A 14,466-nucleotide genomic window follows, 5' to 3' on the forward strand; every position below is an offset into this window, starting at 1 on the left:
GATGAGAACACAACACAAACTATCGTTGCATAGAGAGACACTTAAACATAGGAATAAAAAAAGAGCCAAGGTGACTGCGTCACCTGGCTCCTCGGTCCACCAACATCAAAAATTCATGAACCAATAATGATTCGTATTCGACTAAAAATCGACTTTTAATTGGCTATTTCTTTCATGGCGACGTAAGGCTAACTGGATTAATTCATCAATTAAATCACGTTGACTTAAGCCAGTACCTAACCATAAGTTCGGATACATACTGTATTGGGTAAAGCCTGGCATAGTATTGATTTCATTAATATAGATGTCTCCATTGTTTGTTAAGAAGAAATCTACGCGAGCTAAGCCCGAACAATCAATCGCACGATAGGCTGCAAGCGCGTATTCTTGAACTTGGCTAGCGATGTGGTTAGGAATTTCAGCTGGAATTTGCATCTCAACGGTATTATTGATGTATTTCTCATCATAATTGTAAAAATCAGATTGCTTCACCAATTGTCCAACCACACTGACGTGCGCATCATCATTCCCTAAGACAGCCACTTCACACTCTTCTGCGCGAATTCCTTGCTCAACAACGATACGACGATCAAATTGTAAAGCCAATTCCACAGCTTCAACTAATTCACTGCTGTCAGTCACTCTTGATATCCCGACACTAGAACCTAAATTCGCTGGTTTAACAAATAATGGATATAACAAGCTACCTTCTGAACGCGCAATTAAGTCTTCTTTATCTGATTGCCATTCTCTTTGATCGAAAGCGATGTAAGGAACTTGCGGTAGTCCTGCACGTTCAAATAAGTTTTTACTGATAATTTTATCCATTCCAGCAGCACTTGCAGCTACGCCTGCTCCTACATATGGAAGATTTAGAATTTCTAAGAATCCTTGAATTGTGCCATCTTCTCCATTTGGTCCATGAAGAATTGGGAAGACAACTGTATCCTCTTCCGCAATATCACCAGGATTAATGTTAATACCGGTCGAAGAACCTTTTTCATTATCACACCAGGATTCTACTTGTGCGGAACTTAAGCGTAACTGTTCCGAGAACGCGCTTGGCTCTTCCAATAAAGGTCCCTTAATCCACTTCCCTTGGCGGGTAATATAGATAGGTTGAACTGTATATACATCGAACATAATTTGTTGCACGATATTATGTGCTGATAATATCGAAATATCATGCTCTGCGCTTTGTCCGCCATAAAGCATTGTGATTTTCATTGTCTAAACCTCCAATAGTAAACTCGTCTAATAGATAAAATTTTTTTAATTTTAACAATAGTAATTATACCATATTTCCACTGTAAAAATAATATTTTTTTCTATTCAATTCATAATACTATATATTAATTTATATAATGGAATAAAGCAAGTTACTATCTAAGCTTACTAAGCATCCACACTGCTTGATGTAACCCCTTGACTTCGTAATTCAAAATCATCGATGTCTTCAATAACTTCTAATTCTAACGTCCAGCGCTGTGCGTTCGTATCATAAACTAGAAAGCCAATGTGTTCTTTTGGTACTTGATCTTGCGTTAATAAGGTCAATTCGTCTTCGATAATATTTAATGGCACTTTCCAATACGTACCCGTTTGAATTGCTTGAACAAAGTTAATTTTTAATCCACGAGAGAATAGCGGAGCGATTTGCTCCACAACATTCAAGGGTAAAGGATTTACTTTTTCTTTTCGCATAAAAAAGAGTGAACGGGATTCATTCACTAACGCAACCATTCTAGCTTGGATAACTCTTTGAAAACGTGAATAGAAGTGTGAAACAAAGCGGTAAAAGACTTTCAGTAGGCCATTAGGTAACCTTAAAAATACGTAATTGTTTTGAAGTTTATAGAAAAATGCTGACTTTAAGCCTTTATTTGCGTGGAACAAATATAAAATCTCAGCTATCTCATTGGCTGTTAATTGGTGCATGGATTCCATATTTTCAAAATCAATCCAATTTGACATTCGCAACTCTGCGTTGCTGCTAGCTTCGAAGTAGTTCGCTACTTCTGTTTTATTTCGTAAAACTTTGAAATTTGTTTGCGCGTCAAAACGTCCAACTTCAGGAGGTGCTTGAGCAAGTATTATATTATTCGGCATATACTGGGATTCAAAATCCTCAAGGACTAGATCAATACCTCGAGTCATAATATGGTTAGTAACAGAATCATAATGAACATATAAATTTACACGACTCACACTCGCATCCTCCTTTCTTCCAATTTAATTTCTTAACATAATATACTACATTCTACCCATTTTATTCATAAATTAATAGTGTTAAAACACGAGTTTATGTGACATTTATGTTACATATTTCCTTTATTAAACTCCCCCTTATATTCCATGGCAGTTATATGAATCAGCACAATAATAACTAAGCATTATTATGCAATTATTTATTTACTATCCGAATTTAATAGTATCAAATGAGTATCTCATTGACATCTCTCCATAAAATATTCTATAATATTTAACAAGCAATTGCTAGAGATACGCCTACTGACCTTCGTATATCCATCTTAGCATGTTTGTATAAATTATTTAATAACAAAGAAACGACCTACCTTATTAGGTAAGTCGCATCATTTATAATGATTATTAAAATTGAACTTCTGGTACTTGGCGTGCATCCTCTGGAGTTTCTAGTAAGCTTCGTCGATTAAAGCCATGAACATTTGCCACAATATTCGTCGGAACTGTTTCAACAGTTGTGTTATATTGGGTTGCAGTTGAGTTGTACAGTTGACGTGCCGTCGCAATTTGTTGCTCCGTTTTCTCAAGGGTTGATTGCAATTGTGTAAAGTTCGTATTCGCTTTTAAATCTGGATATTGCTCTGCGACAACTAATAGTCTTGATAGAGCTCCTGATAATTCATTAGACTTAGCATTAATTTCAGCTGGATCTGCATCACTTGGCAAGTTAATCAATTGTTGTCTTGCTTTAGTGACTGATTCTAAAGTTTCTCTTTCGTGACTCGCATAACCTTTTACCGTGTTCACTAAGTTTGGAATTAAATCGTTACGACGTTGTAGCTGTACATCGATTTGGCTAAATGATTCATCTACCCAGTTACGACGTTTAATTAAATTATTATAAATAAGTACCCAGATAATCGCGATGACCACGATAACGGCGATAATTATCCACATGATATTCATATATATATTCTCCTTCCGAGACATTTAATAGTTTCTACTATACATTATATTAAATAATTGATTCATTGTCGAAAATTATCCCCTATAGCTCGTTTTCCCTCTTAAAAAATAGACTTAATCGTCAATGTGTTCTTAAGTGTTGTTTATCTCGAATTCGTATTGATGTCTGCTTTTTATCATGATATCATCAAGTTGACGTTTGAATGATATTAAAGAAAAGCAACAACTGAAAGGAAGATACATATATGACAACCGAAGCAATTACACAATCAGCAACAACTATCCAAACAACTGGAATTGAATTAAACGCGTTAAAACCAACTGAATTAGCAGGTTTTTATGAGGAAAAAATCGGCTTAACTTTACTAAGTAAAGATGACGCTGGGAAAATCTATCACTTAGGAACACCAGACGGAACTGTACTTATCTCAATTTACCCGGCGACAACTGAAAAATCACAAAGAACGACTGGTTTATATCACTTTGCTTTATTATTACCAACACGCGGTGACTTAGGTGGGATGTTACGTCACTTACTAGAAAACCAAGTCAATATTGAAGGTGCATCAGATCACGGGTACAGTGAGGCATTATACTTACCTGACCCAGAAGGAAACGGTATTGAAATATACGCTGATAAAGATAGAAGTGAATGGGACATTAAAGATAATGGCCTAATTGGTGGAATCGTTATCGCATTGGACGCTGAAGGCGTACTTTCATCACAAGAGGTGCCTTTCACCGGTATACCAAATGGAACAACGATGGGGCATATTCATTTACACGTAAATGATATTGAATCAACTTTAAGTTTCTATCATGAAGTGATGGGCTTAGGTCTTAAATTCATTATGAATGAAGCCGCTTTATTTATGGCTACACAAGACTACCACCATCATTTAGGTGCCAACCTTTGGAATGGTCGTAATATCCCTGCTGCTCAAGACGGAACACAAGGTTTACGTAACTCTGTTTGGTCAGGTTCTGCGGAAGATTTAAAAGAGATTCAAGCAAAATTAACTGACAATGGACATGAATTTACTAAAGATGGCGAGACTTTTTACTTTAAAGATCCGGCCGGAACAGGTATTATCCTAAAAGTCATAAAATAATAAAACATTGAAAGGTGTACTTGCTATGGCTTGTACGCCTTTTATAGGTGTTTATTAATTTACATATAATCGAAAGGATGACTACTTTGAAAAAGAACACACTGAAAACAATTATCGCTCTATTCCTACTTGCCCTTATCGGGAGCCCTCTCACAGCCATGGCGCAAGAAGGTGCCACTTCTGACGCTGTTATTTATCCAGCTCGTTACCAACTTAACTCAATCGATTCTGTTAACTTAGCTGAATTTTATGAATATAACATGGGGATGACGATTCTAGAAGAAGCAGATGGGTATTACCGTTTAGGAACTTCGGATGAACGTACGTTACTTGAGATATTCCCGACAGATATCCCTCGTGGGGAAAGCTTATCAACTGGACTTTACCATACAGCATTCCTATTCAATGACCGCAAATATTTGGGAAGTGCATTAAACCATCTCATGGAAACTCAATCGCCTATTGAAGGCTTTACTTATCACGGTGTGAGTGACGCGGTTTATGCTGCTGATATTGAAGGTAACGGGATTGAATTATATTGGGACTACCCTGTAGAAGAATGGCCTCAAGATGAAGGTGGCAACTCTGTTGACATGTTAAACGAGCCACTTGACTATGTTGAGTTAATGGAATCAGCTACTGAGGAATTCACTCAATTAGATGAACGTACTAAAATTGGACACTTCCATTTAGTATCTGACGACTATGATGCAGCGGGTAAATTTTACAGTGATGTCTTTAATTTAAATACGCAAAGTTATGTTGAGGGTGACTCATTCTTCCAAGCTTCTGGAAGCTATCACCACCATGTCGCAAATAATAATTGGTTCGCAGATCAAGGGATTACACAACCAGAAGAAGGCCAACAAGGACTTCGTGCAACGATTTGGGAAACTCAATCCGAAGATTTTTTTTAATGAAGTAATCAGTAACTTAGATTCTTTAGGAGCTGATTATACTCTAGAGGATAATTCACTGAGCTTTAATGATACCTCTGGTTTAGGTGTGATTGTTGAATTAGTTCCTGAATAAACGCTGAGCGTAGAATATAAGGGATAGTTCCTTTGTTCTACGCTTTTTTGTTGAATAAAATATTTTATTGCATAAGGTTTTTAAATATTTTATAATGACTGCATTTGAAAACACGCTTGAAAGGAGGGTCAACCTATTAAACGAACACATTATTTATTCCGCTGGGGGACTGTCCTCGTATCTTTAGGTCTTTTAGTCTACGTAATGCTTCACTTTGCTTTTGCTAAACAAGGCTTTCATATTGATGAAATATACTCTTATGGTCTCAGCAACAGTTACTACAATCCCTTTCCAACTGCAATCAATGAATGGACGCCAAGTACGTATTATCAAAACTACTTGATGCCTAACCACGCAACAGCGTTCGAATATGGGTCGGTAATGTCTAATCAAGTCAATGACGTGCATCCACCGCTATATTATTTATTATTCCACACGATTGCCTCTTTTTGGCAAGGTGGCTTTTCACCGATGGTGGGCTTAACGCTTAATTTAGGGGCGCATATAGCGACAGTGATTGTATTATTTTTCTCAATCTATTACTTAACGAAGAATTTTTATTTAAGTATCTTTGCTGGCTTGTTCTGGGGGTTGAGTATAGGTGGGTTAAGTTCGATGTTATTTATTCGGATGTATCATCTGATGGGCTTTTTCGTCATTAGTTTGTTATATCTACTTTTACGGTATAGCCGTTCTAATAAATCACATACGATAATTCTTTTGATACCTATATTTATCGCTACTTTATTGGGCGCTTTGACTCATTATTATTTCTATTTGTATGCCTTCTTTATTGTGGCGGTCGCATGTATTGGCCTTCTAATGATTAAGGAATTTAAAAAAGCAATTATACTGGGCGTTATAGAAGTAGGCGCAATTGGGGTTGCTTGGGGTATTTTCCCAGCGGTCTTTTCACATATTTTCACTTCGAATCGAGGTGTTGAAGTATTAAATAATGCCAATAATGCGAATTTCACAGAGAATTTGAAATTATATTTAAGTTTTGTGCAAGAGGATTTACTTGCTGATGTGTCGCTACCAATCTTTATCGGTGTGTTAATTGGCTGTATTATTCTACTTTGTGTGCAAAGCAAGACCTTAATTAATCGAGTGACTTTCTTACAAATTGCAATGATTATTCTGCCTATGGGCTTATATATCTTTCTCGTTCAAGATTTATCTCATTATCATACCGCCCGCTACATTTACCCAATTTATTCAGTCGTCGCTGTGGCGGTTGTGTTAGTGATTTACTTTTCCCTGCGGGCGATTTTAAGTAAGCCTTGGAGTACTGCCATGACCATTCTTGGTTTAAGTTTAATCGTCTTACTTGGTTTCAAGCGTGAGACAGTTTACTTTCAATATTCAGATCAAGGGGCTTTAACACAAAGTATTCTTGAAAATCCCACCAATTCGGCGATGGTCTTTAGTGCTTCACGCTGGCAAATCGCAGAATACTCACCCCAACTCGCCTTACATGATGAGGTCTATCCTATGATACTGGAGTCGACAGACGCTAGTGACATGCCTGTGATGGAGGCGCATGACCTAGGTGAGCCTTTAACGATTTATACTAATAGTACGCAACTTAAGCAAGAAGACTTAATCCAATCAGTCTTAGAGAAGTATCAGTTAACTGATTACAAAGTATTGCATCAAACGAATGATTTAATTGTTTATTATTTTGAATAATATACACAATGCGAGTGGTCTACGGTTCACTCGTGTTTTTTTGTAAAAAAAAGAAGCCTTCGGGCTCCTTTTAGTGATGTTTGCGTATCGCTTTTAGCATCATAATATTGTCTTCAAAATCATATTCGACAACATCAATGAGTGCTGACAAAACATCGACATGGAATTCGTCATCTCTTAAACCTAATAGGTCTTCGTAATAATCTTCCACTTCGGGTTGTTGAGTTGCTCGGAACTTTTCGATAACAAAATCGAGGTCGGAAGGTTCTGAATCGACCTGACCTGTGATTGTTATTTCACTTTGATGATCAAAGAGTCCAAAGTGAATGTTTGCCTGTGTCATACCACTGTTATAAAAGTAATCCAATAACTCATTCATAATCAACTTAATCTTTCGATATTCTCTCACGCATCTCTTTCCTTTCCCTAATTCCGTCTAGGACAGGTACAACAGTAGCTGCCACGAAACCTCCAGCAAAGCCATTGTTATACAAGTTTAAACCTGCATGAGTTATACCCGTATTCGGTACTAACCCTGCATGTAATAATCCTACCAGAATTCCGGCCTTCCATCCATAGTGGCCTGCGATTGGAGCCAAAGTTGTTCCAAATAAGGCCGAAAGAAGTGATGCTGTTGAACTAGGTTCGTCTACTGCCATCATAACTTGCATGGCGAATATCCCAATTACAACGGGTGTTACGTTAAAGATATGCTTACCAAACGTACCAAAACCAATAACCGTTAAAACGCCACCTATCACGGCTCCTTCAAGCGTACCACCTACAACCCAAACATAAGCTAAAGAGGCTAGACCTAAGACACCCATATTAATAAAGGTTAAGCCAACTCCATAATCCGTCACGAAGTCTGAGATTAAACGCCCTGAATCTTTCTTAAATATCCCATATCCTTTGAAAGACTTACCATTTAACATGAAACCCATAACAAGTAAAAAGAGTGAAAAGGCCACGAAGAATGCTTCAACTTCGATAATGGAATGAGTTTGTATAATCGGATCATAAGTCGTCGTTAAGTCAAATACTCGCATAATACTCGCGATAATCATACCTAAAACTCCAGCCGTAAAGCCCATATTATACAAATTATATCCTTGGTGAAAACGTAAGAAACTTGATCCCATTGGATGAATCGTAAAACCAATGAAGACTCCAACCAAAACTCCTAAAGGAACACTAACCCAATATGACAAACCTTGTCCAAAGGTAATAATACTTACAACTGGTGCTAAAGTCGTTGCAAATAACGATGTAAGTAGAAAATTACCTATCGGCATATTCCGATATTGACTATAAAGCAGTGTTCCTAGTGTTATCGGAATTGAATTATATAAATTTTTACCAAAAAAGGCGAAGCCCATAACTGTAAATAAAGCCGCTACTAATGGGCCAGTTATCTTTGTAGAAAATCGCTTAATTGCCATCGCATTAATCAACATCAGTAAACCAGCGTTGACAAAAGTTGCACCGATTCCCCCTACTTCAAAGTAATCCGTAATCAGATTACTCGGTGAGGTTAAAATAGCTAAGAAACCATCCCATACTTGATTTAATGGATCTACTAACAAACCAAATATGATAAATATAAAAGAAACTAAGTATAAAAAATTGGCCTTGACTGAATCTTTAGTGAAAAAATATTGAGTTAATTTTGCGTTCATATTTGTTTTTTCAACCTCTTCTCCCATCCGAAGCCTCCCATAAAATCCTAATACAAATATATTACCAATTCTCAATCTTTATCACAATAATTAAATATAAAAAAACACTCAATAGACACTTTTAAACTTGCTTCATATTTTAGTTATAATAAGGTTACGAATTTTATGTATAAGAAAGGAGGATGAGGATGAGGATGAACATTACAGTTTATTGCGGCTTGAACCCTAGTAAGAATCCGAATATTAGCTTAGCAGCTACTAGATAAGGAACTTGGGTTGGACAACAAGGTCATCCGCTCGTTTACGGTGGAAGTATGAATGGTTTAATGGGATTTGTTGCGGACACAGTATTAGAAGAGAACGGCGATGTCCAAGGAATCATCCCAGAAGTGTTGCGAGAGATCGAAACGAAGCACCTCAACGTTCAGAATATGGAGATTGTTCAAACAATGCCCAAGGGAAAAACTCGGATGATTGAGCTCAGAGACGCCTTTATTGCCCTCCCTAGTGGGGTTGGGACTTTAGAAGAAATTTCAGAAATCGTCTCTTTAACTCGCATTGGACTCATTAATAAACCAACTGTTTTTTACAATGACGACGGCTATTATGAGGCTCTGAAGGAGCAGTTTGGCCACATGGTGCAAGAAGAGTTCCTTAAACTTGAAGTCCGAGAAACGTTCCTCTTTTCCGAGTCGCTTCAAGAGATTGAAACGTTCATTCGTGAACATTCATAGGGAGGGATGTGTCCTTGAGACTTTCTCAGGGACATTAAAGTGGGAATTGGGTCTCTGAAATTTTCTCAAGGACATTTCAGCCTCAAAATTACAATTATTTAAAACAAAAGACGACTCAACACTTCAATTGTTGGGCCGTCTTGTTTTATACGCAGGGGTTGGTCGTAACCTCTCAGATTAAAACTTGCGAATATGTTTATCTAAGTAAAATTTATGTTTAATTTCTAAAAAGCGCTCGAATTCAATCAGTATATGATATAAGAGTGCGCGCGTTTCAAATTCTTCTCGATTTTTGGGTAAATCGCTGCTCCGGTAATAGCTATATAATTCACTTATACTTTCTAATAAACCTTTCCCACTATTTGTTTGCGCAAATTCATCTGAAGTGAGTTTAAACATATTTGCTAAGGTTGTATTTTGTTCAGTTCTTAATGAAATGTGTTGCAGGGAATCAATCATCCGTTTTAATATATCTGCTTGTCTAGATCGCATTTGAGCGTAGCGAATAAAGTAATCGTCTTTAGTGAATATTTGATTCTCATATTCGGACAAAGCCAGTTGTCTGAAATCTTCTATAGACGTATTGACATGCTCTACTTCAGCCCGAATTAAAGGTATATCAAAATCATTTTCAAGTAATCTTTGATTTATTAATTCCAATACGACGCGGAAGTTTTCTTCAATTTCTTTAATTCCTTTTTTTAATTTTAGTTTCTGATTTGGCATCCATAAATTAAATAAAATCGCCATACCAGCGCCAATCACCATAATTAGCACACCATTGAGTTGCCACTGCCACGACACACTTTCTGCGATGACAAAATGCGTGACTAAAACTGAAATCGGTGCAATGGCAGCTTGAAGATTCATCCTGTAAGCAACTGGAATAAATATGAGTAAATACAGGCCAAATGCCCAGACTTGAAACCCAAATATTAAAAATATGACGGTCGCAATCGCAAAAGCAAGTACCGTAGCGATTAAATAAGTCAGGGAAATCTGACGAGACGCTTTACGTGTATCTAGCAAAGTTAAAATCGTAATAATTCCTGTCGCCAGTGAGTTCTCTAAGCCGATAAATTTAGCGATGTAAATCGCGATGGTGGCCGCCAGTGTAATCTTTATTGTCCGAAGTCCAAGTGACATCCAATCCCTCCATTACATTATGACTTTCTTTTATATATAATAGCATGTATACCACATTTTATATAGGAGAGGTACTTACAATGATTTTTGAATATGAACATTTAATTCAGTTTTATGAAACAGATGCAATGCGCATTGTGCATCATTCCAATTATTTGCGTTGGTTTGAAGAAGCCCGTCTCGTTTGGTTATCTGAGATTGGCTACAGTTATAAGCAAATGGAAGACGAAGGCATCATGATTCCAGTACTTTCTGCTCAAGTTGAATATAAACAAATGCTTGCTTTTGGCTCAACGGCTATCATTCGATTGCGAATATCTCACTTTACACCTGTTAGAATGACAGTTGAATATAAAGTATATAATAAAGAAACGGGCGATTTAACAACGACAGGATCAACATCGCATTGTTTCCTAGATGCCGAAACTCAGCGTCCACTTTCTTTAAAACGTAATCATCCAGATATTCTTGCAGCATTTGAAAAAGCACAAGCAGATTCAAAAGAAGACTAAAGATAATAAAAGTATAGCGCTCAGCGTGACACCATCTGGTGTCATGGCTAGGCGCTAAATTGTGTTGGAAAATATTTTTATTCTGTATTAATTTTTACAAAAAAAAGACGAATCCGAAGATCCGCCTTAACTATTATTTACGCACGTTTTTGGTAAGTTCCTTCAGACGTGTTGATGATTAACGCTTCTCCAACTTCGATGAAGTCAGGAACGTTGACTACTAAACCAGTTTCCATTGTTGCTGGTTTACCAGATCCTGTTACTGTTGCACCTTTAATTGATGGTTGAGTTTCTTTTACTTTTAAAGTAACAGTTTGAGGTACTTCAACCCCGATAACTTCAGAACCGTAGAATTGGATTTTTACTTCCATATTTTCTAATAAGTATAATAACTCATCTTCAATTGAATCTACTGGTAATTCATATTGTTCATATGATTCTAAGTCCATGAAGTAAGCTATTTCGTCCATGCTGTATAAGAATTGAACATCTTTTGTTTCAAGGAAAGCACGTTCGAATTTTTCATCCGGACGGAAAGTTGTATCATAAGTCGCACCAGAGCGAACGTCACGTAATTTCATACGCATAACTGTATTCCCTTTACCTGGTTTATGGTGACTTGCGCTTAATACTCGAATTAATTTTCCATCTTGAATAAATGTCATACCTGCTTTTAAATCTGCTGCAGAAATCATTTCACATTCTCCTTTTATTGTCTCTAAAATATTCCTTCCCATTATAGCATAAAATTCCTTATGATATCGCTATCCTATAAAAAAATCATTTAATAACAACTAAAATTGTGATAGACTAACTAAAAATGAACTTTAGATGAGGGATACATTAAAATGAATTTAGATAATTTATTCAATACTAACTTAACTAAAATTAAACCCAATGCCATTCGGGCCTTCGATGAAAGTGCGTCCCAAGTTGAGGGTATCATCAAATTAACGCTCGGCCAACCAGATTTTAATACGCCTGAACATGTTAAAGATGCTGGAATCAAAGCCATTCAAGACAATCAAACCGGTTATTTATCGACACCTGGAGATAACCGATTACGTCAAGCTGCCGCAAATTTCGTTAAAGAAAAGTACGATTTAGATTATCAATGGGAAGACGAAGTCATTGTAACTGTTGGGGCGACTGAATCGCTATCGACGGCACTTCAATCGATTTGTAATTCTGGAGATAAGATTATTGTACCCTCTCCTTACTTTACTTTATATTCTTCAATTATTTACTTAGCCGGTGGTGAACCAATTGAAGTGGATACAGCTGCCAATGATTTTGTTATGTCACCAGAGATGTTAAAAGATACTTTAGAAGAGCATGGTGATGCCGTTAAAGCAATCATCTTAAATTATCCGACCAATCCAACGGGAGTAAACTGGACGGAAGAAGATGCAAAAGCTTTCGCAAATGTACTGCGTGATCGACCAATATTTGTCATTAGTGATGAAATATACAGCGAATTAGTTTACGAAGAAGAGCACGTATCGATTGCGAAATACATTCGTGAGCAAACAATTGTGATTAATGGTGTATCTAAATCTCATGCGATGACAGGCTGGCGTGTAGGGCTCCTTTTTGCCCCAGCGAATATTATGAGCCAATTAGTTAAAGTGCACCAAAATCTTGTCACCACAAACTCAACGATTTCTCAATTAGCTGCTCGTGCAGCGTTGGAAAATGGCATGAACGACGCTCAACCGATGCGAGAAAAATATGTGATGCGCCGTGATTATATTTATGATTTTATGACACGCTTAGGTTTCAAAATCGTTAAGCCAAGTGGCGCATTCTATATGTTCGCGCGTATTCCAGAAGATTTGGAACAAAATAGTATGGACTTTTGTCTAGACTTAGCTCATTCAGCTGCCGTTGCTTTCGTACCGGGATCTGCCTTTGGTATCGGAGGCGAAAGTCACGTTCGCCTTAGCTATGCTGCAAGTATCGATGATATTAAGGAAGCGATGCGACGTTTAGAAGTATTTGTCAAAGAGAAACGCGAAAACAAATAAAAAATTAAAAGATTACTAGATTTAGAGAATCCTCTTTTCTAGTAATCTTTTTTCCAGCTTAACTTAAGTCAATGCCCGACGTCTTCTTTACTTGTAAACTTAATCTATACAATAAAGGGAGAAATAACATGCAAACAACACAAAAACGAGAACTATCTATGCGGCAATGTCACGAAAACTTCTCACTACTCGTAGCTTGGTTGCGACTGCTTTATACAGCTACTTTAGCAATGCCGATCGGTTATTTACTTTAGATTAGTGTCAATTTAGAAAGTATCGTTATCCAATCAAACGCGAATTTAGACGTTTTACTGCTGTCAATCGCTGTCGGGGAACGGGCTTTTAGCTTAATTTGGGGCTTTGGATTAATTATTATCGGCTTGCTTTTGTTAGTTCTAGCCTATGTCGTATTGAAAGCAACACCGATTCATAAAGTAATTGGTTATTTATTATTACTGCCTGGTGTGAGCTATATTATCATGCATACTTTAACTTTACTCGGACCAGACATGACAGCTCTGGCTTCACAATTAGAAGGCTTTTTAGCGGTCCCGATGGCTTTAGGCGAATTGGGTTTGGCACTTTAGTTTATCTTCAAAAAAGGCATGGCTCTTAAGGTTCAACCAGCGCTTAATGCTGCTTAATGATTCTGGTTTCATTCCAAGTGAACTAGCCAATTGATGTTGGGGAACGCGGTCAATGAGATCAGGACGAGTATCTAATAAATTTAAGTAACGTTCTTGTGGTGAGGCGCTAATGAAACGGGCATTATTATCTTGAATGTTTGCTAGGTCTTCTTTCATGAAGCCTCGCGTAAATACAATTAATTTAATTTATTTTTGAAACATCACATCTTCATTAATAATATCACCGACGATCAATACAGAATCTTCGACACATTCAATTGAATACTCTGAAGGGATCCTCTAGGTATAACTTTTATAATTAATCGCTGTCTGTTTCTCCGTGTAGAGAAATTATAAGTGTTTTCTTCACCGGCTTCATCAATCGCAAACTGCCTTAAACAGCCTTGTAACACGAAGTAACATTCTTTTGATACATCACCTTGCCTAAGGAGTATTGTTCCTTGTTTGTATGTTCTTACATCGATTTCGGAGCTTAGTTGTTCGACTTCTGCTTGAGTTAAAGTAAATCCGTTCAAAATTTCGGTTAAATAATCAGTCATTCCTTCACCTTCTCCCACTCTATTATTCACCCATCTATTACCACATTCAAATCGAGTAGGAGACTAGCCATTATTTGACTAGTCGACCTCTCACACCACCGTGCGTACGGTTCCGTACACGGCGGTTCAATACCTTGCGTAAGCAGACTCTACCAATTCGCTTAGTGGAACTAAG

15 protein-coding genes and 1 pseudogene are annotated in these 14,466 nt (G+C 37.2%); 7 read left to right on the top strand and 9 right to left on the bottom strand.

Annotated elements, in window-relative coordinates; all coding sequences use genetic code 11:
• Positions 1-141 precede the first annotated feature (141 nt).
• The 3 genes from ACEN4N_RS09800 to ACEN4N_RS09810 all read right to left on the bottom strand — a co-directional run bounded on the left by ACEN4N_RS09800 (position 142) and on the right by ACEN4N_RS09810 (position 3,171).
• On the bottom strand, positions 142-1,227 hold the full coding sequence (locus tag ACEN4N_RS09800; protein ID WP_407094158.1) for a D-alanine--D-alanine ligase: 1,086 nt from the start codon (positions 1,225-1,227) through the stop codon (positions 142-144).
• A 168-nt stretch (positions 1,228-1,395) separates the two neighbouring features.
• On the bottom strand, positions 1,396-2,208 hold the full coding sequence (locus ACEN4N_RS09805; protein ID WP_407089107.1) for a hypothetical protein: 813 nt from the start codon (positions 2,206-2,208) through the stop codon (positions 1,396-1,398).
• Positions 2,209-2,610: 402 nt separating this feature from the next.
• Positions 2,611-3,171 (bottom strand): LemA family protein, encoded by a 561-nt coding sequence (locus ACEN4N_RS09810; RefSeq protein ID WP_407089106.1) that lies wholly within the window; start codon positions 3,169-3,171, stop codon positions 2,611-2,613.
• A gap of 245 nt (positions 3,172-3,416) precedes the next feature.
• Here ACEN4N_RS09810 and ACEN4N_RS09815 point away from each other — a divergent pair, with 245 nt between their 5' ends.
• The 3 genes from ACEN4N_RS09815 (at position 3,417) to ACEN4N_RS09825 (ending at position 7,007) form a co-directional block, all read left to right on the top strand.
• Positions 3,417-4,283: a VOC family protein gene (locus ACEN4N_RS09815; protein WP_407089105.1), complete on the top strand. Its 867-nt coding sequence runs from the start codon at positions 3,417-3,419 to the stop codon at positions 4,281-4,283.
• 86 nt (positions 4,284-4,369) lie between these two features.
• On the top strand, positions 4,370-5,200 hold the full coding sequence (locus ACEN4N_RS09820; protein WP_407089104.1) for a VOC family protein: 831 nt from the start codon (positions 4,370-4,372) through the stop codon (positions 5,198-5,200).
• Positions 5,201-5,519: 319 nt separating this feature from the next.
• Entirely contained in the window at positions 5,520-7,007 is a 1,488-nt protein-coding gene (locus ACEN4N_RS09825) for a hypothetical protein (RefSeq protein WP_407089103.1), read from the top strand.
• Between the two features lie 70 nt (positions 7,008-7,077).
• Here the strand turns inward: ACEN4N_RS09825 and ACEN4N_RS09830 are convergent, their stop codons facing one another.
• The gene (locus ACEN4N_RS09830) at positions 7,078-7,416 is read right to left on the bottom strand and encodes a hypothetical protein (protein WP_407094159.1); all 339 of its coding nucleotides are present in this window, start codon (positions 7,414-7,416) and stop codon (positions 7,078-7,080) included.
• Positions 7,394-8,713: a DUF1576 domain-containing protein gene (locus ACEN4N_RS09835; RefSeq protein ID WP_407094160.1), complete on the bottom strand. Its 1,320-nt coding sequence runs from the start codon at positions 8,711-8,713 to the stop codon at positions 7,394-7,396. The genes ACEN4N_RS09830 and ACEN4N_RS09835 overlap by 23 nt, the downstream gene beginning before the upstream one ends.
• Positions 8,714-8,964: 251 nt before the next feature.
• Between ACEN4N_RS09835 and ACEN4N_RS09840 the strand changes: the two are divergent.
• A pseudogene (locus ACEN4N_RS09840) lies at positions 8,965-9,420 on the top strand (TIGR00730 family Rossman fold protein); the annotation flags it as partial.
• A gap of 177 nt (positions 9,421-9,597) precedes the next feature.
• Here ACEN4N_RS09840 and ACEN4N_RS09845 read toward each other — a convergent pair.
• Positions 9,598-10,566 carry an aromatic acid exporter family protein gene (locus tag ACEN4N_RS09845; RefSeq protein WP_407094161.1) on the bottom strand — a complete coding sequence of 323 codons (969 nt, stop codon included), beginning with the start codon at positions 10,564-10,566 and terminating at the stop codon, positions 9,598-9,600.
• Positions 10,567-10,646: 80 nt separating this feature from the next.
• Here ACEN4N_RS09845 and ACEN4N_RS09850 point away from each other — a divergent pair, with 80 nt between their 5' ends.
• The gene (locus ACEN4N_RS09850; protein ID WP_407089099.1) at positions 10,647-11,078 is read left to right on the top strand and encodes an acyl-CoA thioesterase; all 432 of its coding nucleotides are present in this window, start codon (positions 10,647-10,649) and stop codon (positions 11,076-11,078) included.
• A 137-nt stretch (positions 11,079-11,215) separates the two neighbouring features.
• Here the strand turns inward: ACEN4N_RS09850 and efp are convergent, their stop codons facing one another.
• A complete protein-coding gene (gene efp, locus ACEN4N_RS09855; protein ID WP_407089098.1) occupies positions 11,216-11,773 on the bottom strand; it encodes an elongation factor P in 558 nt (185 codons plus the stop codon).
• A 153-nt stretch (positions 11,774-11,926) separates the two neighbouring features.
• Here efp and ACEN4N_RS09860 point away from each other — a divergent pair, with 153 nt between their 5' ends.
• Positions 11,927-13,105, top strand: a complete 1,179-nt coding sequence (locus ACEN4N_RS09860) for an aminotransferase class I/II-fold pyridoxal phosphate-dependent enzyme (protein WP_407089097.1) — start codon at positions 11,927-11,929, stop codon at positions 13,103-13,105.
• 386 nt (positions 13,106-13,491) lie between these two features.
• Complete coding sequence (locus tag ACEN4N_RS09865) at positions 13,492-13,692, top strand: DUF4386 family protein (protein ID WP_407094162.1); 201 nt, start codon at positions 13,492-13,494, stop codon at positions 13,690-13,692.
• Here ACEN4N_RS09865 and ACEN4N_RS09870 read toward each other — a convergent pair.
• On the bottom strand, positions 13,666-13,908 hold the full coding sequence (locus ACEN4N_RS09870; RefSeq protein WP_407089095.1) for a hypothetical protein: 243 nt from the start codon (positions 13,906-13,908) through the stop codon (positions 13,666-13,668). The genes ACEN4N_RS09865 and ACEN4N_RS09870 overlap by 27 nt on opposite strands.
• A 74-nt stretch (positions 13,909-13,982) precedes the next feature.
• A complete protein-coding gene (locus ACEN4N_RS09875; RefSeq protein WP_407094163.1) occupies positions 13,983-14,291 on the bottom strand; it encodes a Crp/Fnr family transcriptional regulator in 309 nt (102 codons plus the stop codon).
• Positions 14,292-14,466 lie beyond the last annotated feature (175 nt).

Origin of the sequence: Ruoffia sp. FAM 20857 (assembly GCF_045528645.1) — a bacterium.
Taxonomy (GTDB): domain Bacteria; phylum Bacillota; class Bacilli; order Lactobacillales; family Aerococcaceae; genus Ruoffia; species Ruoffia halotolerans.

What these genes read in the sequence shown, in the direction of transcription:
- ACEN4N_RS09800 (WP_407094158.1), bottom strand. Translation starts at nt 1,227, where the DNA reads ATGAAAATCACAATGCTTTATGGCGGACAAAGCGCAGAGCATGATATT.
- ACEN4N_RS09815 (WP_407089105.1), top strand. Translation starts at nt 3,417, where the DNA reads ATGACAACCGAAGCAATTACACAATCAGCAACAACTATCCAAACAACT.
- ACEN4N_RS09845 (WP_407094161.1), bottom strand. Translation starts at nt 10,566, where the DNA reads ATGTCACTTGGACTTCGGACAATAAAGATTACACTGGCGGCCACCATC.
- ACEN4N_RS09850 (WP_407089099.1), top strand. Translation starts at nt 10,647, where the DNA reads ATGATTTTTGAATATGAACATTTAATTCAGTTTTATGAAACAGATGCA.
- ACEN4N_RS09835 (WP_407094160.1), bottom strand. Translation starts at nt 8,713, where the DNA reads ATGGGAGAAGAGGTTGAAAAAACAAATATGAACGCAAAATTAACTCAA.
- ACEN4N_RS09870 (WP_407089095.1), bottom strand. Translation starts at nt 13,908, where the DNA reads ATGAAAGAAGACCTAGCAAACATTCAAGATAATAATGCCCGTTTCATT.
- efp (WP_407089098.1), bottom strand. Translation starts at nt 11,773, where the DNA reads ATGATTTCTGCAGCAGATTTAAAAGCAGGTATGACATTTATTCAAGAT.
- ACEN4N_RS09825 (WP_407089103.1), top strand. Translation starts at nt 5,520, where the DNA reads ATGCTTCACTTTGCTTTTGCTAAACAAGGCTTTCATATTGATGAAATA.
- ACEN4N_RS09810 (WP_407089106.1), bottom strand. Translation starts at nt 3,171, where the DNA reads ATGAATATCATGTGGATAATTATCGCCGTTATCGTGGTCATCGCGATT.
- ACEN4N_RS09875 (WP_407094163.1), bottom strand. Translation starts at nt 14,291, where the DNA reads ATGACTGATTATTTAACCGAAATTTTGAACGGATTTACTTTAACTCAA.
- ACEN4N_RS09860 (WP_407089097.1), top strand. Translation starts at nt 11,927, where the DNA reads ATGAATTTAGATAATTTATTCAATACTAACTTAACTAAAATTAAACCC.